Source organism: Microbacterium sp., from assembly GCF_047606685.1.
Taxonomy (GTDB): domain Bacteria; phylum Actinomycetota; class Actinomycetes; order Actinomycetales; family Microbacteriaceae; genus Microbacterium.
This window is the reverse complement of the sequence record NZ_JASGEC010000083.1, coordinates 95,135-114,981: the sequence shown is the minus strand read 5'-3', so window position 1 is coordinate 114,981 and position 19,847 is coordinate 95,135. Positions and strand designations below refer to the sequence as shown.

Genomic DNA, 19,847 nt, shown 5'->3' with positions numbered 1-19,847 from the left:
TCGTACGCCTCGGCGATGAGCTGCATGTCGGCGTACTCGATGCCGTTGTGCACCATCTTGACGAAGTGGCCGGCGCCGTCGTGGCCGACGTGCGTGACGCACGGCTCGCCCTCGGCGACCGCGGCGATGGACTTCAGGATGGGGCCGAGGGTGACCCACGACTCGTCCGAGCCGCCCGGCATGATCGACGGCCCGAGGAGGGCCCCCTCCTCGCCGCCGGAAATGCCGGCGCCGACGAAGTTGATGCCCGTGTCGCGCACCGCCTTCTCCCGGCGGATCGTGTCGGTGAACAGGGCATTGCCGCCATCCACGATGATGTCGCCCGGCTCGAACACGCGGACCAGCTCGTCGATGACGGCATCCGTCCCCGCGCCGGCCTTCACCATGATGACGGCGGTGCGCGGCTTCTGCAGCGACGCGGCGAACTCCTCGTACGAGAACGCGGGCAGGAAGCCCGCTTCGGGGTGCGCCTGCACCAGCTCGTCGGTTTTGGAGCGCGACCGGTTGAAGACGGCCACGGTGTTGCCCTCGCGGCTGGCCAGGTTGCGGGCCAGGTTCGAGCCCATCACGGCGAGTCCCACGACTCCGATGTTGGCGGTGCGGTCAGCGGTCATGGCGGGGCCTTCCAATCGATGGGGAATCGGCCGGCGGGTGCGGGCCCTTTCAGGGTAGCGGGCTGGCGGGTTGCGTGCCCGGTGTGTCGCGTTCGGCGACGAAGCGACGCGTCACCGCGATGTCGCGGTCGCCGTAGCCGCTTTCGACGAGCTCGTCGAAGGCGGCGCGGAGGGTCGGCAGCAGCACGGCCGCGGTGTCTGTGGCTCCGGCGATGTCGTCAGCGAAGCGCAGGTCCTTCACCATGTACTTGGCGACGCCGCTGGGGGAGTCGTCGCCGGTGACGAGCTTGTCCTTGCGGCTGTTCAGCACGTTCGATCCGGCATAGCCGCCGGCCAGCAGCGACCACAGCGCCTCGAGGTCGAGGCCGGAGCGGTCGGCGAGGACGGTGGCTTCCCCGAGGGCGAGGATGGTGGCCGCCACGACGAGCTGATTGCAGGCCTTCGCGACCTCGCCGGCGCCGAGCGGCCCCAAATGCACCGGCGTCCCGCACGCGGACAGAATGGCGGCCGCCCGCGCGGCGTCGTCGTCGTCGCCGCCGATCATGATCGACAGCCGCCCGGCGCGCGCGCCGTCCTCGCCGCCGGACACCGGGCAGTCCACGACACGGACGCGCCCGTTGGTCCGCGTCGACAGGCGCTGGGCCAGCGCGCGCACCTCCGGGGCCGAGGAGGTCGAGGCGATCATGAGCAGCAGCTCTCCGGCCCCGGCGAGCAGTCCGTCCGGCCCGTCCAGGATGCTCTCCAGGTCAGGCAGGTCGGGCAGCAGCACCACGAGGGCGTCGACCTGCGCCGCCAGCTCGCGGGGCGTGGCCGCCCACGTCGCGCCCGCGGCGATGAGCTCGGGGCGCGGCGAGCGGGCGTGGATGACGAGGGAGCCGCGGGACGCGAGCAGGTGCTGGGCGACGGGAGTGCCCATGGAGCCGATCCCGACGATCCCGACCACGTCGCGGGGGGAAGCGCTGCTCGCGCGGGAGTCGAGGGCGGAGTCGCTCATGCGAGCCATGCTAAGCGGGTTCAACCGAACGGACAAGGTCCAGTCGGTTGGCCTAAGCTATCGTGTGTCACGGCGACTCTGGCCGATGGAGCACACCTTGCTCAAGAGAGGGAGAGCGGGATGGCTGGGACCGAGCGGAAGCTGCGGGCGGTCGTGGCGGTGCCGCTTTCCGAGGAGCATTGCAGGCTCATCGAGGAGTTGGAGCCGCGGCTGGAAGTGGTCCGCGACCACAGCCTCGTGCATCCCATGCGCGGGCCCGCCGATTGGTCGGGCGATCCGGAGCACGTGCGCACTCCCGCCGAGCAGGCCGCGTTCGAAGAGCTGGTGGACAGCGCGGACGTGCTGTTCGGCATCCCCGACGTCGACCCGGGAGCGCTCGCGCGCACCGTCGCCGCGAACCCGCGCCTGCGCTGGGTGATGACCACGGCGGCCGGCGGGGGAGGCCAGATCAAGGCGGCGAACCTCGATGCGGAGGCGTTGGCGCGCGTCGTGTTCACCACGAGCGCCGGCGTTCACGGCGGCCCGCTCGCAGAGTTCGCGGTGTTCAGCGTGCTCGCCGGAGCCAAGGGCCTCCCGCGGCTGCTTGCCGACCAGGCCGCGGGCACGTGGAGCCCGCGGTGGGAGATGCGCCAGCTCGAAGAGCTGACCGTGCTCGTGGTCGGCCTGGGCGGCATCGGGGCTGCGTGCGCCCGCCGCTTCGACGCGCTCGGCGCGCGAGTGTGGGGGACCTCCCGCAGCGGGGTGCCGGTCGATGGCGTCGAGCGCCTGGTTCCGCTCGACCGGCTCGCCGAGGCTGTGGCCGAGGTCGATGCGATGGTGGTCGCCCTGCCGGGAACCGCGCGCACCCACCACTTGGTCGGATCCGAGGTTCTGCGCGCGGTCAAGCCGGGCATGATCCTGGCCAGCGTCGGCCGCGGCAGCGTGATCGACGAACGAGAGCTGGTCGCGGCGCTGGACGACGGGCGCGTGTCGTTCGCCGCGCTCGACGTGTTCGAAATCGAGCCGCTGCCGGCATCGTCGCCGCTGTGGTCTCATCCCCGCGTGCTGGTGAGCCCGCACACCGCGGCGCTCGACGGCAAGGAGGAAGAGCGCGTCGCGCGCCGCTTCGCCGAGAACGCGTCTAGGCTCATCGACGGGCAGCCGTTGCGTGCGGTCGTCGACACTGTCGAGTTCTATTGACCGTAGGAAAGGACCGGCATGTCCATCGATGACGATGACAGCTCCGCCCGCGATCTTGCCCCGGCGCTGCGCCGTGGCGTTCGCATCCTCGGCGTCCTGACCGAGGCGCAGGGCAGGCCGGTCGGGGTCACGGAGATCGCTCGCGCGCTGAGCGCGCCCAAGTCGTCGACGTCCAATCTGTGCGTCGTGCTGGAGGAGACCGGGCTGATCCGGAGAGTGGATGCCGGTTACCTCCTTGGGCACCGCACTGTCGAGTTCGGGGGAGCGTACATCCGCTCGTTCAACGAGGTGCGCGAGTTCTACCGCTTCTGCGCCACGGCCCCCGCGCTCTCGCACGAGGTTGTGCAGATCGCGATGCTCGACGGATCCGACGTGCTCTACCTCGCCCGGCACGAGGGAACGGCGCCGCTGCGGCTCACGGCGGGGATCGGCGACCGGTTTCCGGCGGCTCCCACCGCGGTGGGCAACGCGCTGCTTGCCGCGTTGCCCGACGAGGAGGTCGTGCGCCTGTTCAGCGACCCCGCGGCCTTTCCGCGGCGCACGGCGCAGAGTGTGCGCACGCTGCCCGATCTGCTCGTCAAGCTCGAGAAAGCGCGCGAGCGCGGCTATGCCGTGGACGAGAACGGGGTGCACCCGGGCATCTCCGGCGTGGCGGTGCGGATGCCGCCCCGCTCCAGCTCCTCGCCCGCCCTCGCGATCGGATGCACCTTCCTGACGGCCGCGACCTCTGATCTGCAGCAGGCCACGATCCTCGAGGAGCTGTTCGAGTTGGAGCGGCTGATGGAGAACCCGATGCAGCCGTTCGGCGAGCGCTGAGCGATCCACGGCGGCAGATCGTCGACAGGAAATCGTTCAGAGTATTGAACTCTGTTCGCTCGGCCGGTATCTTCGTCCCAGAGCACCACTGTCGAAGGAGATGATGTGGAGAACACTGCGGGGTCCGACGGGGCACCCCTGCTGAGCGTGCAGAAGCTCACCAAGTCCTTCTACGCGACACGGGCAGTCGACGATGTCTCGTTCGACATCCACGGCGGCGAGATCGTCGCGCTGATGGGCGAGAACGGGGCCGGCAAGTCGACCGTGATCAAGATGCTCGCCGGCGTCTACAAGCAGGATTCCGGGACGATACTGCTCTCGGGCGCCGACATCGACGCGCCCGGCGTGCGAAAGCAGGTCTCGTTCGTCCACCAGAACCTGGGCCTCATCGAGTGGATGACGGTCGCCGAGAACATCGCGCTCGGCCTCGGCTACCCGCGCGGCCGGCTCGGGACCATCGGCCAGAAGGCGATGGTCGACCAGGCGGAGGAGGTGCTCGACACGATCGGCGGCGGCATCGACCCGCGCACGCGCATCTTCGATCTGCCCCGCGCCGAGCGGAGCCTGCTCGCGATCGCGCGCGGATTGGTCAGCAAACCGCAGCTGCTCGTGCTGGACGAGCCCACCGCCTCGCTGCCACAGGGAGACGTCGAGCGCTTGTTCGTCGTGTTGCGACGGCTGCGCGAGAGCGGCGTCGGGATGATCTACGTCTCGCATCGCCTGGACGAGACCTACGACATCTGCCAGCGCGCCGTGATCATGCGCAACGGGCGGCTCGTCGCCGAGCGTGTGGTCAGCGACCTCACCCCGCAGGAGATGGTCGAGCTCATCGTCGGGCACGAGACCACGGTGCCGCGCATCGGGGCGCCGGGGGAGCGGGACCGGCTCGTGCTCTCCGGGCTTCGCGTGGGCGACACCGAGCCGATCGACTTGGCCGTGCGCGAGGGGGAGGTGCTCGCGATCTGCGGTCTGCGCGGCGCGGGCCAGGAAGCGCTCGGCCGCGCGATCGCCGGAGCCACGTCGCCGACCGGTGGCCGGATGACTCTCGACGGGCAGGAGTACCGCCCGCGCGACCCTGGCGACGCGGTGGACGCGGGAGTCGCGTTCGCGACCTCCAACCGAGAGTCGGAGTCCGTCGGCGCCGGGCTGACGGTGCGCGAGAACCTGTTCTACAACCCCGCCGTGTGGGGCCGGAAGTGGTGGCAGCCGCGCACGGTCCGCGACGAGAGCTCCGAGGCCCGCGAGATCCTGGCGCCGTACCAGATCCGCCCCGCCGACCCCGAGCTGTCGTTGGACACGTTCTCCGGCGGCAACCAGCAGAAGGCCATTCTCGCTCGCTGCTTCGGCCGAGGCCGGAACATCGTCGTGCTCGAAGAGCCCACGATGGGCGTCGACGTGGGCGCGAAAGCCGAGATCTACGACCTGCTCGGGCAAGTCGTCTCCACCGGCGCCGGCGCGGTCGTTGTCTCCACCGACATGGAAGAGGTCGCCAAGATCGCCCACCGCGCCGTGGTCATGGGCCGCGGCCGCATCGTCGCCGAGCTCGTTGGCTCGGACGTGACCATCCCGAATCTCATCTCCGCGGCATCCGATCTGGCCAGCGTCGGCCACGCCGCTTCATCTGAAGGAGTCAGTGCAGCATGAGCATGAACACGTCCGTCAAATCGACCGCGCTGGAGCCGGGGCCGGGGGCGAGCTTCTTCCACAAGCTCACGAGCAACTACGGCATGGTGCTGCTCACGCTCGCGCTGTTCCTGCTGTTCGTGCTGCTTCGCCCCGACACCTTCGCCTCGCTGCTGAACTTCCAGCTGCTCGCCTCGAGCAAGTCCGTGCTGCTGATCCTCGCGATCGCGGTGACGATTCCGATGGTCGCCGGCAAGATCGACTTGTCGGTCGGCTACGGCGTCGGGCTCTGGCAGGTGATGGCGTTGTCCTGGCAGATGCACGGACTCGACTACCGGCTGACCATCTTCCTGGTCTTGATCGGCGGCGGGGTCATCGGCCTGCTCAACGCGCTGCTGGTCGAGCTCGCCCAAGTCGACGCCTTCATCGCGACCCTCGCCACCGGGCAGGTGATCTACGCCATCACCTACTGGTACACCGGCGGCCAGCAGGTCACCGACTCGCAGGGCGAGCGCGCGCTCTACTTCGACGAGCTGACGCGCTGGACCCTCGGCCCGATCCCCGGCCCGTTCGTCATCGCGCTCGTGCTCGCGCTGGTCGTGTGGCTCGTGCTCGACTACATGCCGGTCGGGCGCTACCTGTACGCGGTCGGCGCGAACCCGGCGGCGGCGAGGCTCACCGGCATCCCGCGCCGCAAGTACGTCGTCGGCGCGATGGTCGCCTCCGGCATGCTCACGGGCCTGGCCGGCATCCTGCTCGCCTCCCGGCAGGCCGGCGTCGCGCAGGCGAACATCGGCCCCGAGTTCCTGCTTCCCGCCCTCGCGGCGGCGTTCCTCGGCTCCACGACCATTCGCCCCGGCCGCGTGAACGGCCTCGGCACGATCCTGGGCGTCGCGATCACGACGATCGGCATCTCCGGGCTGCAGCAGGTGTTCCCGGGCCAGTTCTTCCTCGAGCCGCTGTTCAACGGCCTGACACTCGTCGCGGCGATCACGATCGCGTCGATGGCGACTCGCAAACGCGTGTCCAGAGCCGACAGCGCGCCGGTGACGGCCAAACCGCCGGGGCCGGAGCCTCTCGACACCCAGGCGATAGCCAGCGTCGAGCACGAGGCGAGCGAGGCAAGAGCCGCGGAATCGGGAAAGGACACCCAGTGATGATCACTCGCAAGCCGCGCAGGATCGTGCTCGCCGCGATCGTGGCCCCTCTGGCTCTCACGCTCAGCCTTGCCGCGTGCAACAGCCCGAAGGTCGGCACCGGCGGGAACAAGCCCGCCGAGGAGGTGTCGGACTACTCCGCCATTCTGCCGACCGGCGACGCCGTCGACTTCTCGAAGAAGCTCGTCGACAAGAGCCTGAACTCGACCGACGGCTTCACGCCGCCGTCGACGGGGCCGACGGCCCAGCAACCTGGCGCGCACGTCGCGTACGTGGGCAGCGACCTCACCAACGGCGGCATCAACACCGTGCAAAAGGGCGTGCTGGAGGCCGCGGAGGCCATCGGCTGGACCGTCGACGCGTACGACGGCAAGGGCACCACTCAGGGCCGGTCCGACGCCCTCAGCCAGGCGATCGCGGCGCAGCCTGCGGCGATCATCCTCGGCGGGTTCGACCCGACCGAGCAGGCCAGCACGATCCAGCAGGCGGGCGACGCGGGCATTCCCGTGATCGGATGGCACGCCGGCTCCACGGTGGGCCCGGGCAATGGGCTGTTCACGAACATCACCACTGATCCGCTCCAGGTCTCGCAGCTGGCCGCCGCCTACGCGGTGGCCGATTCCGACGGCGAGGCCGGCGTCGCGATCTTCACCGACGGGCAGTACGACATCGCGGTGCAGAAGGCGAAAGCGATGCAGGCCTACGTGGAGGCGTGCGAGACGTGCACGGTGCTGTCGTACCAGGACTCGCCGATCGCGGAAGCGGACCAGCGGATGCCGGGCATCATCTCGCAGCTGCTGCAGTCCAACGGCGACGACCTCACCTACCTCCTCGCCATCAACGGCAACTACTTCGGCGGCGCCCAGCAGGCGTTGCGGGCGGCAGGGGTCGATCCGGCGGGCCCGCCCAAGTCGGTCGCCGCGGGCGATGGGGATGCGGCGGAGTTCCAGCGCATCCGCAACGTCGACTACCAGGCCGCGACGGTCGCCGAGCCGCTCCTGCTGCAGGGCTGGCAGCTTGTCGACGAGGCGAACCGCGCCATCGCCGGCGAGGAGGACTCCGGGTTCGTCGCGCTGCCCGCGCTGGTCACCAAGCAGAACGTGCCCGATGGCGACGTGTTCGACCCGCCGAGCAAGTATCGTGACGTCTACAAGTCAGTGTGGGGCAAGTGAACGGCCCGCCGCTCGGGAGGAATCACGGATGACGCGGGAACGGATCCCGGCGCGCTTCGAGTCGCTCGACTCGCGATTCGAGGGAATCGGCGGTGATCGCGAACTGCGCGTGCTGTTCGACGACGGCAGGTGGCTCGAAGGCCCGGCTTACTCGCCGCAAGGCAGGTTCCTGCTCTTCAGCGACATCCCGAACGATCGCGTGCTGCGCTACGACGAGCTGAGCGGCTCGGTGGACACGTGGGCCTCGCCGGCCGGCTTCACCAACGGCCGGACTGTCGACCGGGAGGGCCGTTTCGTGCAGTGCGAGCACGGCGGTCGTCGCGTGGTGCGCTTCGGGCACGACGGCTCGCCGGCGGTGATCGCGGACGCGTGGGACGGGAAGCGGCTGAACAGCCCCAACGACGTCGTCGCCCATTCCGACGGCAGCCTGTGGTTCACCGACCCGCACTACGGCATCCGCAACGACTACGAGGGGCATCGCGGCGAGGAGGAGATCGGCAGCCGCAACGTCTACCGCTGGCGCGAGGACGACGGCCTGGCCGTGGCATCCGACGCGCTGGACGGGCCCAACGGGCTCGCCTTCTCGCCCGACGAGACGCTCCTGTACGTCAGCGACAGCGAGCGCAAGAGCATCGCGCGCTTCTCGGTCGACGGAGGGCGCCTCGGCGGGCAGACGACGTTCGCGACAGCCGATGTCGTCTACGACGGGCTGCGCGTGGACACGGAAGGGCGGGTGTGGGCCGCCGCGGAGGACGGCGTGCACATCTACCATCCGGACGGAGCGTTGCTGGGCAGGCTGCCCATGCCCCACGTGGTGTCCAATCTCGAGTTCGGCGGGCCGCAGCGCAACATGCTGTACCTCACCGCGACGAGTCGGCTGTACGTGATGCGGGTCACCGTGCAGGGGGTCGACAAGCTGTCGTCGAGGCCGCGCGGATGACCGCGGACGGTCTTGCGGCGTTCGATCTGACCGGGCGCACGGCGTTGGTGACCGGCTCGAGCCAGGGCATCGGGCGCACTCTGGCCGAAGGGCTCGCGGCGGCAGGCGCCTCCGTGATCGTGCACGGCCGCGACGCGGCGAAGGCCGCGGCCGCGGCCGATGAGATCGCCTCCGCCACCGGCGCCGACGTGCGCAGCGTCGTCTTCGATGTGACCGACGCCGCAGCAGTCGACGCCGGCATCGCGCGGGTGGAGGCGGAGTCGGGCACGCCCGACATCCTGGTCAACAACGCCGGGGTGCAGCGACGCGCGCCGATCGCGGAGTTCGCCGATGCGGACTGGGACGCGCTGGTGCGCACCAACCTGTCGAGCGTGTTCTACCTGTCTCGGCGTGTCGCCCGCGGCATGATCGAGCGCGGCTCCGGCAAGATCGTGCAGATCGGCAGCGTCCAATCGCAGCTGGCTCGCCCGTCGATTGCCGCCTACTCGGCGACGAAGGGGGCCATCGTGATGTTCACCAAGGGCCTCTGTGCCGATCTGGCGCCGCATGGCGTCCAGGCCAACGCGATCGCGCCGGGATACTTCGCGACCGAGCTCACCCGGCCACTGGTCGAAGACGAGCAGTTCTCCGCGTGGGTGCGCACGCGCACGCCCGCCGGGCGATGGGGCGACACGCGCGACCTGGTCGGCGCGCTGGTGTTCCTTGCCAGCGCGGCGAGCGATTTCGTCAACGGGCAGACTTTGTATGTCGATGGCGGCATGACGGCGGTGGTCTGACCGCTCGGCCGCGCGATGACGTGGTCAGGAGGGAAACGGGAACGGGTGGAGAATCCTGGCGTCGTGGTGCATGCCGCGAACGACATGCGAGTGGAGGAGTTGGGCCGCCCGCGCCCGGCACACGACGAGGCGATCGTGGAGATCGCGTACGGCGGAGTGTGCGGGTCGGACCTGCACTACTGGCTGCACGGCGCGGCCGGCGCCTCGATCCTGCGCGAGCCGTTGATTCTCGGCCACGAGGTCTCCGGCACGGTGGTCGTCCCCGCCGCGGACGGCAGCGGGCCGGATGCCGGCACGCGCGTCGCGGCGCACCCGCTGACGCCGCGCGGCGACGGGTCGACGCCGTGGCCGGCCGACCGTCCCAACCTCGCGCCCGCCTCCACCTACCTCGGCTCCGCGATGCACCTGCCGCACACGCAGGGCGCGTTCGGCAGGCGGGTGGCGTTGCCTGCTCGCATGCTGCACGCCCTGCCGGACGGCCTCGACCTGCGCACCGCCGCGCTGGCAGAGCCCGCCGCGGTGGCCTGGCACGGGCTCGCGCGAGCGGGCGATGTCCGCGGCAAGAGCGTCGCGGTGATCGGGGCCGGTCCGATCGGCCAGCTTGTCGTGGCGGTGGCGCAGCGCCACGGGGCCTCCCGCGTCACGGTGACCGATCTGCATCCCTTGCCTCGCGAGATCGCGGCGGGCCGGGGGGCGTCTGTCCTCGATGCGCGCGACGCCGACGCGATTGCGGCTCTGCATGCGGACGTCGTCGTGGAGTCCAGCGGCACAGCGCCGGGGCTCTCCGCGGCGGTGTCGGCCGCGGGGCGCGGCGGGACCGTCGTGCTGTTGGGCCTGCAGCGGGCCGGCGACGTTCCCGCGCCGCTTGCCACCGCCATCACGCGCGAGCTGACGATCACGGGATCGTTCCGCTTCGCCGACGAGTTCGACGAGGTCATCGCGGCGCTCGCCGACGGTTCGCTGGACGTGTCCGGCATCGTCACGCACGAGTTCGCCGCGGCCGACGCGCTGAAGGCCTTCGAGGTCGCCGCAGACGCCTCGCAGTCGTCGAAAGTGCTGCTCGCGTTCGGCGAGCGGTAGCCCCGCCAGCCCGAGCGGTAGCCGGCCGTACTCCGCCGAGAGAACACCCGGTCGCCGAGAGGTAGGGAGGCCCACTACCCCTCGGCGACCGGGTGTTCTCTCGCGGGCGGGGGAGGGCGGCCTTGACAGGCGACGATATAGCATTATTATCTGACTATCCGATTATTCGATACAGCGCAGTAACGAGAAGGTGCCACGGCGCCGACGTCGGCTCGCGCGACCTCGAGCGGGAACGCACGACCCGTAGGGGCGCTGAGCGCATGGTGCTCTCAGCAGGCGATGAGTCGGCACCGAGAAGGGAATCGCAATGACGCACAGAAGGTGGCATCTCGTGGGAATCGGCGCGGCGGTCGCGTCCATGGTGGCGCTGGCCGGCTGCTCCGCGACGGCGGAAGGCGGCGACCCGTCCGCCGATTCCGCGTCCGGCATCGTCTCGCTGGTCGACGCGGACGCGAAGCAGGACATCGACACGCTGCTCACCGAGCTGGGAGAGCCCGACAACGGCAAGGGCGTCAAGCTCTGCTACGTCACCCGCACGCTTTATGAGTACTGGGCCTTCGTCAAGGACGGGTTCGAGGCGCGCGCCGCCGAGCTCGGCGCGGAGTTCCAGACGTTCGACATCACGGACGAGGCGGCCATCACCGAGCAGCTGGACAAAGCCAAGAGCGCTGTCGACAACCAGGGCTGCGACGCGCTGCTGGCATCGCCGATCTCCGCGACCTCGCTCGACTCGGTCTTCGAGCCCGCAATCGCGAAGGGGATTCCGGCGATCATCCTCAACGACGCGAAGGGCACGCTGCCCGGAACGGTCTACTCCGGCCCCGACTCGCTGATCACGGGCGAGACCGCCGCCGACTACATCGCCGGGCTCCTGCCGGACGGCGGCGAGGTGGCCATGGTCGAGGGCGACCCGGGTTCGTCCAACGCGATCAACCGGGGCCAGGGCTTCAAGAACGGCCTCGAGAAGCACCCGAACCTCGAGCTGGTCGCGTCGCAGACCGCGAAGTGGGACGCCACGAAGGCGAAGGAGATCGCGACCGCGATGCTCACCGCCAACCCGGACATCAAGGCGTTCTACGTCCAGAACGACGGCATGGCGTTCGGTGTCGCCGCGGCGATCGAGCAGGCGGACAAGACCGGCGAGATCATCTTGGTCGGAACCGACGGAATCCCCCAGGCGAAGAAAGAGATCATGGACGGCAACATGACCGCGACGGTCAGCCAGAAGCCCATGGTCGAGGGCAGCGCGGGCGTCGACGCGGCACTGTGGCTGCTCGCCGGCAAGGAGGTCCCAGGGTGGATCGAGGTGCCCGCGTTCATCATCGACAAGGAGAACGTCGACGATTACGCCGAGGGCATGCCCTGATCGTCGCTGGTGTGACCGGCTCCGCCAGAGGATAGAGCAAGACAGATGACGATTCTCGAGTTCCGCAACGTCGCCAAGTCCTTTCCGGGCGTGCGCGCTCTCGTCGACGTGAGCTTCACGGTCGCGGCGGGCGAAGTGTGCACGATCGCCGGCGAGAACGGCGCGGGCAAAAGCACTCTGCTGGCGATCCTCGGCGGGGCGCTCGGCCCGGATGCGGGCGAGATCATCATCGAAGGCGCCCGGCGCGGGGAGCACACCCCGCGCCGGGCACTCGCCGAAGGCGTCATCATCGCCCACCAGGAGCCTGCCGTCGTCCCGCAGCTCACGGTCGAGCAGAACCTGCTGATCGGCAAGCGCGGCGCGGACCGCGCCGCGGCGCGGGAACGGCTCCCGCGCACGTACGCCGACCTGCAGGAGATGGGATTCGACATCCTCCCCGACCGGCCGATGGGACGGTTGAGCCCGGCCGAGCGGCACGCCGTGACGATCGCGAGGGCGCTCAATGCGGACGCGCGGATCGTGGCTCTCGACGAGCCGACCACGAGCATGATCGACCAGAACGTCCAGGGCGTGCTCCGGCTCATCCGGCGCGCAGCCGCGGAGCGGGGGGTCGCGCTCCTCTACGTCTCGCACAAAATGCCCGAGGTCATGGCGGTGTCGGACTCGGTCGTCGTGCTGCGCGACGGGCGGGTCAGCTACCGTTCCGAGATCGCGGCGACATCGCAAAGCGAGATCGTTCGGCAGATGGTCGGCAGAGAGCTGCTCACCTTCCGACGAGAACAGCATCACGAAAAACTCGGCGACGTGGTGCTCAGCGTCGCAGACGCGGTCCATCCCGCCGGCGTCGGCCCCGCCGAGCTCGAGGTGCGCGCCGGCGAAGTGCTGGGCGTGTCCGGGCTCGTCGGATCCGGTCGCACCGAACTGCTGCGCGCCATCGTGCGCGCCGACCGCGGCGCGTCGTCACGGGTGCGCTTGCGCGGCAAGCCCGTGCGGATCCACGGGCCTCGCGACGCCTTGCGCCGCGGGATCGCGCTCATCCCCGAGGACCGCAAGAAACAGGGTCTTGTCCTGATCATGTCCGCCGCCGAGAACATCGGCCTGACGACGACGCTCGCCCAGACCACAGGCGGCATCGTCCGCCCCCGCCGGCGCCGCGAGGCGGCGCGGCGCGTCACGGAGCGGATGTCGCTGCGGCCGTCGAACGTGGACTTGCGGGCGCGGCAGTTCTCCGGCGGCAACCAGCAGAAGCTCGTCATCGCGAAGTGGCTGCGCCGTGACGCCGACGTCTATTTGTTCGACGAGCCCACGAAGGGCGTCGACGTCGGCGGAAAGGTCGAGATCTACCAGCTCATCGACGAGCTCGCGACCGCGGGAAAGGCCGTCGTCGTGGTGTCGTCGGACCTTCCCGAGCTCATCGCCCTGAGCGGGCGCGTGCTGGTCATGCGGCATGGGCGGATCGTTGCCGAGCACACCGGGGACCGAATCAACGAACAGGCGCTCGTGGCGAGCGCGATGGGAATAGCAGAGGAAGAGGTGATGTCGTGATGTCTGAGGACACCAGGCGCGACACGGGGATCCGATTGCCACGGCTCGACGTGCAGTCCACGGGGATCTTCGGCGCGGCGATTCTGATATTCGTCGTGTTCGGCGTGCTGAACTCGAACTTCTTGACGTTCTCGAACCTGCGCGATGTCGCCATCTCGGCATCCATCAACGCGATCATCGGCATCGGGTTGACGTTCGTCATCATCACCGGCGGGATCGACCTCTCGGTCGGCTCGATCGCAAGCTTCGTCGGCGTCGTCGCCGCGAGCCTCATGGTGTATCTGGAGTGGCCGCCAGTCCTCGTCCTCGTGCTCGCGATTGTGCTCGGGCTTTTGTGCGGAGTGCTCAACGGCGTGCTGATCACGAAGCTCCGCCTCCCCCCGTTCATCGCGACGCTCGGAACCATGAGCGTGTTCCAGGGTGCGGCGTACGTCGTCACCAACGGCATCCCGGTCTACAACATCCCGAAGTCGTTCTCGATCATGCTGAGCAGCTACATCTCCGGCATCCCGGTCGTGGTCATCATCGTGCTCGTGCTCGGCGTGCTGGCCTGGGCGCTGCTGCGCCGCACGCTGTTCGGCCAGAACGTGATCGCGGTCGGCGGGAGCGAGGAGACCGCGTGGCTGTCCGGCATCCGTGTCGACCTCGTCAAGATCGGCGTGTACGCGCTCTCCGGCGGGCTCGCCGCGCTCGCCGGGCTCGTCTTGATCGCGCGCATCGACGCGGCTCAGACTTCCGGGGGCAGCCCCTACTTGCTCACCGCGATCGCGGCCGCGGTGATCGGCGGCGCGAACCTGATGGGCGGCGAGGGCAGGATCTCCGGCACCATCGTCGGCGCGCTCATCCTTGGCGCGCTCACGAACGGACTCGTGCTGCTGAACGTGCCGAGCTTCTACGAGCAGATCGTCACGGGCACTGTCGTCATCCTCGCCGTCGCCCTCGACCAAGGAGCCAAGGAGTGGTCGATGCTCCGGCGGGCATCCCAGCGCCCCGATCCTGACAGCGTCGAGCCCGAGACGCCGCCAGGCGAGCGACGCGAGGCGGAGGTCACGTGAGCCGGATCGTCCTGACCGGTGCCGCCGGCCTCATCGGAAAGGCGGTCCATCGCCATCTCGTCGCCGAGGGCCACGACGTGGCAGCGTACGACAGGGATGGCGACGGGAGCTCGGTCGCATCGGCCGACGTGATGGATGCGACGTGGATGCCGCGCGCGTTCGCCGATGCCGACGCTGTCGTCCATCTCGCCGCCTACCCCGGCATGTGGGAGGGCACGCCCGACGAGGTCTACGCGACGAACACGGTCGGCACGTTCCGTGTGCTGTGGGCGGCGGCCGAGGCCGGCGTGCCGCGCATCGTGTACGCCTCGAGCATCAACGCGAGCGGCATCCCGCTCCACCCCGAGCCGCGCTGGCCGCGCGCGTTCCCCTACGACGAGCTCGAGCCCGCGCAGCTGGGCGACTGGTACTCCGCGTCGAAGGCCGCTGGCGAAGACCTTGCCCGTGTCGTCGCGGCCCGCTTCCCGGTCGACGTGGTGGGGCTGCGGTACCCGCTCGTCCGAGATCTCGGCGCGCGCGGTGGCGAGCCGTTCCGCACGCACGTGGCAGACCTCATGCGGGAAGACCCCCGCCGCGCCGCGTGCGACGGGTTCAGCTACCTGGACCTCCACGACGCTGCTCGTGCCGTCAGCGCCGCGCTCGTGGCTCCGTCGCACCCCGAGTGCGCAGTGCTGGTCGCCGCGCCCACGACGTACCTTCGCGATGACACGGCCGAGGTGTTGGCGGCCCTCGCCCCTCACGTCCCGGTGGTCGGGATCGAGGGGCGGTCGGTCGCGCTCGACCTCGCCCGCGCGCGGAACGTGCTTGGGTTCGAGGCGACGGTCGTGCTCGACGACGTCGCCCCGCACGCTCTGCACGCCTACCTCGAGTGAATGGAGTCGGCATGCTACCCCCGCTCATCGACGCGCACTTCCATCTGTGGAGCATGACGGGCGCGCCCGCCTACCCGTGGCTGCGCGGCCCGGCGCAACGGCGCTACCACGGCGACGACACGGTGCTGCGCCACGACTATCTGCCCGCCGACTATCTCGCCGACGTGGGCGGTCTGCCCGTCGTCGGCGCGGTGCACGTCGAGGCCGGCGCTGATGACGCGATCGCCGAGGCCTCCTGGCTGTCCGGAGTGCTCGGCGAGCTGCCGTTCCCGGTCGTGCACGTCGCGCGAACCGACCTCGGCGCGCCGGGGGCGGATGCGCAGCTCGACGAGCTCGCCGCGATGCCGTTCGTGCGCGGCATCCGGCACATCCTCAACTGGCACCCCGACCCCGTCTACTCGCACACCGACCGGGACGGCATCATCGACGAGCCGGTGTGGCGGAATCGGTTCGCGCGGCTGGCCCGGCTCGGGCTGTCGTTCGACCTCCAGGTCTTCCCCGCGCAACTGGCGGCGGCCTCGCGCCTCGCCGACGAGTTCGACGACACCTGGATCGTGCTCGACCACGCCGGCATGCCCATCGAACGCGACCCCGAGGGGCTCGCGGCGTGGCGCGCCGACATGGGCCGACTGGCGAGCCATCCCCGCGTCGTTGTGAAGGTCTCGGCTCTCGGCACCAACGACCACACGTGGACGGCCGCGTCGATCCAGCCGATCGTGCACGAGACCATCGACGCGTTCGGCCCCGACCACGTGATGTTCGCGAGCAACTTCCCGGTCGACGGCATGTACTCGACGCTCGAGCGCCTCTACGCCGCCTTCGACGCGTTGACGGAGTCGTACTCCGCGGCAGAGCGCGACGACATGTTCCGCGGCACGGCGGCGCGCTTCTACCGGCTGTGAGCCGCGGCTACGATGCGTCGGTTGGGGAGAAGCGGATGACGGACTTCACGTTGCGTCCCGACTCCATGTCTTCGAACGCCGTCAGCCACGCGTCGAGCGGGTAGAGGCCGCCGAGCGCGGCATCCACCTCCAGCCGACCCCGTGCCATGAGGTCGAGCACGCGCTCCCACGTCTCCCACGTGTGCGAGAAGCAGCCGTACACGGTCACCGCCTTGGCGACGAGCGGGTCGAGGCTGGCCTCGAGCGGCTGCGGGCCCCAGCCCACCTTGACGATGGAGCCGAGTGGGCGCACGAGGCGCATCGAGTCGGAGAACGCGGCTGAGACGCCGGTGGCGTCGACCACGATGTGCGCGCCGTTCCCGTCGCCGATCCCGCGGACGACGCTCTCGGGATCGTCGCGCTGGATGTTGACGAACAGGTCGACGCCGAGGCGGCGCGCGGCGGCCAAGCGACGCTCGTCGTTGTCGGTGTGCAGCGCGACGACCGTGCTCGCCCCCTGCAGCTTCGCGATCTGCGCGCACAGCACTCCGATCGCGCCGACGCCCTGGACGACGACGACGTCGCCCGGGGTGACGGTGGCGCGCTCGACCAGCGCGTTGAAGGCGACCGCGAACGGCTCGCACATCGCCGCTGCCTCGAACGGCACGGCGTCGGGGATGCGATGGAGGATGCGCGGCTCGACGCTCACCTGCTCGGTGAAAAAGCCGTGGTTCTTCGCGCCGTACCCCAGCCGCTCAGGGCACAAGTTGTAGGCGCCGCTCCGGCAGTAGGCGCAGACGCCACAGACCTGCGACGCGGTCTCGCAGACCACGCGGTCGCCCACGTGCCAGCCGACGACGTTCGCGCCGACGTGCGAGACGACACCGGCGATCTCGTGGCCCATGACGACGGGCAGCGACACCTCCCAGCTGTGCTTGTTGCGCCAGAGATGGATGTCGGATCCGCACACGCCGACGGCGGCCGTGTCGACCACGACCCGCCACGGGTCAGGCTCCGGCGCGGGAAACTCGCGGATCTCGACGCCGTCACCGTCGAGGGCAACCTTCATGAGCGCTTTCATCGGGCTCTCCGTTCGCTGCCTTGTCTTTCCGCCACGGCGGACGCGGGCACGGATAGCCCGAACGAGCCGCCGAAGTGCTCCGTGCGCGCGGCTCTGAGGAACTCGACCGACGCGGCCATCTCGTCCCATCCGTTCACGCCGTCCTCCACGCTGATCCAGCCGTTGTACCCCGATTCCGCGAGGGTTGTGAAGATTCGGCCGTAGTCGTTGAGCCCGCGGCCGATGACGCCATGCCGGAACCCCTCGTGGTAGCCGATCGTGCCGTCGGCCGCGCGGAGCCCGTCGAGGGTCAGCCCGTCGGCGAGGTAGCGGTCGGACGCCTGCATGGTGACGACCCGATCGACGACGAGCTCGAGGAAGTCGGCGGAGTCGGTCCCGGCCGTCAGCGCGTTGGACGGGTCGAACTGCACGCCGAAGTGCGGAGTCAACGGGATCGCGTCCAGCACGCGGAGGAACACCTCGGGGCGTTGCGCGAACTCGGGGTATTGCCAGAACCCGTCCTTGTAGTGGTTCTCGAGTCCGAGGACCACGTCGGCGCCCGTCGCGTACGAGACGAGTTCGATGATGGCTTCCGCAACGATGCCGATCGTCTCCTCCGCATCGAGCCCGGGATGGCGCTGTCCGGTCAGGACTCGGCAGCACGCCCCCGGCCCGCCGAGAGCGCGCGCGACGTCGATGTGCTCGCGCATGCGCGCCGCTTCGGCGGCGCGCACGCGCGGGTCGGGATTGCTGAGGTCGGGGGAGCAGCACAGCATGGGCATCGCGAGCCCGTGTGCGTCCAGCGCGGCGCGGGCGCGGTCGACGGCACTGTCGTCGCTCAAGAACCGTGAGTACAACTCGACGCCCTCGATGGGCAGCTCCGCCGCGCGCGCGATCCACTCGTCGAGTTCGAGCGTGCCCTCCACGAGCGCCTCGAGTTCTCCCTTCGGGAAGATGCTGATGCGCATCGCGCTAGAGAGCGCCGCGCTGGCGGTCGCCGGCGGGGAGCGGCGAGAGACGCGCCACGTGCGGTGGGGACGCCGTGAGCCCTTCGATGCGGGCGTCCAGCGCGGCGACAGCCGGCCCGGCGCCGTGCACGTCGAGCTCGGCCTCGGACTCCCAGTTCTCGATGAGCACGATGCGGCCGTCGGCGTCGCGGTGCAGCGCGTAGAGCAGGCATCCCGGCTCTTCGTGCACGGCGGGCAGGGAGTCGATGAGCGCCTGCTCGAGCTCGGCCTCGCGGCCGGGAACGGGTTCGAAATGCACGACCACCACGACGTTCACGATGCCACCTCCTGAACAAGCGCCTCGGTCTCGGCGCGCAATTGCAGGGCCTCCTCGAGGCCGGCGGGAATGACGACGTCGTCTCGCGACACGATCTCGCCCGCCGCGATGTCCTTCGTGAGTGTGACGCCGTGCGCAAGCGCGATCGGCAAGGCGTTCTCTCGGAGAGAGTGGGCGGCCGAGACGAGCTTTCCCCACACCGTGTAGCCGCCTTCGCCGTCGAGCTCCTCGCCGGCGGCGAGGGGTCGCTTGGCGACGGCTACGACATCGGCGTAGAAGCCGATGGGCGCTCCGGTGGCGGCGCCGTTGAGCGCGGCGTGGGCTACCGACGTGTTCACCTCGAGCCCGACGAAGTGGTGCGGGCGGTATAGCGCCGCGTACTCCCCGGTCTCGTCGCTGCAGCCCGGGAAGTCCGACAGGCATTCGGCGACATACGGGTTCGTCGCCTTGACGACCACGAACACGCCCTCCTGCGTGTGGTGGTCCACCCACTGGCCGTCGCGCGTCATGCTCGACATCACGTCCACCGAGCCGGAGTGGTCCAGGACTCCGCCGGCGCTTTTCGGGCGGCAGACCTTGGGGATGTCCGCTTGCGATCCGGGCGTGAAGCTCAGCCCGTCGTCGGAGGGCCGCAGGCCGGCGGCGTTTGCCACCGCGGCCATCTCGATCGCGGCTTTCGTGCCGTCGCGGAAGGCCGTGTACATGCGGGGATTGAGGTGGCCGGACTGCGTCAGCTCCGCGCTGAACTCCCAGTTCTCCCAGACGTTGTCGGGGTTCATCTCGTGGTAGTGCGGGAGGAACTTGGCGCCCTTGCCGGCGCAGACCACCTCGAACCCGTTGGTGCGCGCCCAGTCGATGAGCTCCCAGATCGCCGCGGGCTGGTCGCCATACGCGAGCGAGTACACCACCCCGGCGCGCCGTGCGCGCTCGGCGAGAGCCGGGCCGGCGAGAGGATCGGCCTCGACCGTGACCATCACGATGTGCTTTCCCGCCTCGATCGCGCGCAGCGCGTGCCGCGTGCCGACGATCGGGTTCCCCGTCGCCTCGATGACCACATCGAGGGGTGCGTCGAAGAGCAGGTTCGCGTCGCCCACCAGCGCGACTTTGCCGTCGCGCGCGTCGGCGATGTCGTCGACGATGCGCGCCGGATCCCACTCGGCCAGGCGCAGTGCCTCCTCGGCGCGATGCCGGTTCAGCTCGGCGATCGCGACGATCTCGATGCCCGGGATGCGCGGCGCCTGCGCGAGGTACATCGTGCCGAACCTGCCGGCGCCGATGAGCCCGACCCGGATGGGACGGCCGTCGTTCTGTCTGCCTTGAAGGAGCGCGTGGAGGTTCATGTCAGCGTCGACCTCTTCCCTAACTGCGGGCGCACGTAGCCCACAAGTCAGATTATATGCCTAATTTGCGGAGCGGCAAGTCTCCCGCGAACG

At 69.8% G+C, this 19,847-nt stretch carries 19 protein-coding genes; 13 read left to right on the top strand and 6 right to left on the bottom strand.

Annotation, left to right across the window (positions count from 1 at the left end):
* Window positions 1-614: NAD(P)-binding domain-containing protein (locus tag QM611_RS10445; RefSeq protein ID WP_415079848.1), on the bottom strand; the 614-nt coding region annotated here is incomplete at its 3' end.
* A 49-nt stretch (window positions 615-663) separates the two neighbouring features.
* A complete protein-coding gene (locus QM611_RS10440; protein WP_415079847.1) occupies window positions 664-1,608 on the bottom strand; it encodes an NAD(P)-dependent oxidoreductase in 945 nt (314 codons plus the stop codon).
* Between the two features lie 120 nt (window positions 1,609-1,728).
* Here QM611_RS10440 and QM611_RS10435 point away from each other — a divergent pair, with 120 nt between their 5' ends.
* The 13 genes from QM611_RS10435 to QM611_RS10375 all read left to right on the top strand — a co-directional run bounded on the left by QM611_RS10435 (window position 1,729) and on the right by QM611_RS10375 (window position 16,091).
* Window positions 1,729-2,787, top strand: coding sequence for a D-2-hydroxyacid dehydrogenase (locus QM611_RS10435; protein ID WP_415079846.1), 1,059 nt, complete (start codon window positions 1,729-1,731; stop codon window positions 2,785-2,787).
* Between the two features lie 18 nt (window positions 2,788-2,805).
* Complete coding sequence (locus QM611_RS10430) at window positions 2,806-3,603, top strand: IclR family transcriptional regulator (RefSeq protein ID WP_415079845.1); 798 nt, start codon at window positions 2,806-2,808, stop codon at window positions 3,601-3,603.
* A 105-nt stretch (window positions 3,604-3,708) separates the two neighbouring features.
* Window positions 3,709-5,247 (top strand): sugar ABC transporter ATP-binding protein, encoded by a 1,539-nt coding sequence (locus QM611_RS10425; RefSeq protein WP_415079844.1) that lies wholly within the window; start codon window positions 3,709-3,711, stop codon window positions 5,245-5,247.
* Window positions 5,244-6,383: an ABC transporter permease gene (locus QM611_RS10420; RefSeq protein WP_415079843.1), complete on the top strand. Its 1,140-nt coding sequence runs from the start codon at window positions 5,244-5,246 to the stop codon at window positions 6,381-6,383. The genes QM611_RS10425 and QM611_RS10420 overlap by 4 nt, the downstream gene beginning before the upstream one ends.
* The gene (locus QM611_RS10415; protein WP_415079842.1) at window positions 6,383-7,555 is read left to right on the top strand and encodes a substrate-binding domain-containing protein; all 1,173 of its coding nucleotides are present in this window, start codon (window positions 6,383-6,385) and stop codon (window positions 7,553-7,555) included. Before QM611_RS10420 ends, QM611_RS10415 begins: the two co-directional genes overlap by 1 nt.
* A 28-nt stretch (window positions 7,556-7,583) precedes the next feature.
* Window positions 7,584-8,495 carry an SMP-30/gluconolactonase/LRE family protein gene (locus QM611_RS10410; protein WP_415079841.1) on the top strand — a complete coding sequence of 304 codons (912 nt, stop codon included), beginning with the start codon at window positions 7,584-7,586 and terminating at the stop codon, window positions 8,493-8,495.
* Window positions 8,492-9,271, top strand: coding sequence for an SDR family oxidoreductase (locus QM611_RS10405; protein WP_415079840.1), 780 nt, complete (start codon window positions 8,492-8,494; stop codon window positions 9,269-9,271). Before QM611_RS10410 ends, QM611_RS10405 begins: the two co-directional genes overlap by 4 nt.
* 45 nt (window positions 9,272-9,316) lie before the next feature.
* On the top strand, window positions 9,317-10,351 hold the full coding sequence (locus QM611_RS10400) for a zinc-binding dehydrogenase (protein ID WP_415079839.1): 1,035 nt from the start codon (window positions 9,317-9,319) through the stop codon (window positions 10,349-10,351).
* Window positions 10,352-10,658: 307 nt separating this feature from the next.
* A complete protein-coding gene (locus tag QM611_RS10395) occupies window positions 10,659-11,717 on the top strand; it encodes a substrate-binding domain-containing protein (RefSeq protein ID WP_415079838.1) in 1,059 nt (352 codons plus the stop codon).
* Window positions 11,718-11,762: 45 nt separating this feature from the next.
* Window positions 11,763-13,262: a sugar ABC transporter ATP-binding protein gene (locus QM611_RS10390; RefSeq protein ID WP_415079837.1), complete on the top strand. Its 1,500-nt coding sequence runs from the start codon at window positions 11,763-11,765 to the stop codon at window positions 13,260-13,262.
* Entirely contained in the window at window positions 13,262-14,317 is a 1,056-nt protein-coding gene (locus tag QM611_RS10385) for an ABC transporter permease (RefSeq protein ID WP_415079836.1), read from the top strand. The genes QM611_RS10390 and QM611_RS10385 overlap by 1 nt, the downstream gene beginning before the upstream one ends.
* Window positions 14,314-15,189 (top strand): NAD-dependent epimerase/dehydratase family protein, encoded by an 876-nt coding sequence (locus QM611_RS10380; RefSeq protein WP_415079835.1) that lies wholly within the window; start codon window positions 14,314-14,316, stop codon window positions 15,187-15,189. The genes QM611_RS10385 and QM611_RS10380 overlap by 4 nt, the downstream gene beginning before the upstream one ends.
* Window positions 15,190-15,200: 11 nt before the next feature.
* Window positions 15,201-16,091: an amidohydrolase family protein gene (locus QM611_RS10375; RefSeq protein ID WP_415079834.1), complete on the top strand. Its 891-nt coding sequence runs from the start codon at window positions 15,201-15,203 to the stop codon at window positions 16,089-16,091.
* A 7-nt stretch (window positions 16,092-16,098) separates the two neighbouring features.
* On the opposite strand, the gene QM611_RS10370 is transcribed toward QM611_RS10375, so the two are convergent.
* The 4 genes from QM611_RS10370 to QM611_RS10355 are packed head-to-tail and all read right to left on the bottom strand — an operon-like array spanning window position 16,099 to window position 19,754.
* Window positions 16,099-17,151 (bottom strand): zinc-binding dehydrogenase, encoded by a 1,053-nt coding sequence (locus tag QM611_RS10370; protein ID WP_415079833.1) that lies wholly within the window; start codon window positions 17,149-17,151, stop codon window positions 16,099-16,101.
* Window positions 17,148-18,098: a sugar phosphate isomerase/epimerase family protein gene (locus tag QM611_RS10365; RefSeq protein ID WP_415079832.1), complete on the bottom strand. Its 951-nt coding sequence runs from the start codon at window positions 18,096-18,098 to the stop codon at window positions 17,148-17,150. Before QM611_RS10365 ends, QM611_RS10370 begins: the two co-directional genes overlap by 4 nt.
* A 4-nt stretch (window positions 18,099-18,102) precedes the next feature.
* Window positions 18,103-18,414, bottom strand: a complete 312-nt coding sequence (locus tag QM611_RS10360) for a putative quinol monooxygenase (RefSeq protein WP_415079831.1) — start codon at window positions 18,412-18,414, stop codon at window positions 18,103-18,105.
* Window positions 18,411-19,754: an NAD(P)H-dependent oxidoreductase gene (locus QM611_RS10355; protein ID WP_415079830.1), complete on the bottom strand. Its 1,344-nt coding sequence runs from the start codon at window positions 19,752-19,754 to the stop codon at window positions 18,411-18,413. Before QM611_RS10355 ends, QM611_RS10360 begins: the two co-directional genes overlap by 4 nt.
* Window positions 19,755-19,847 lie beyond the last annotated feature (93 nt).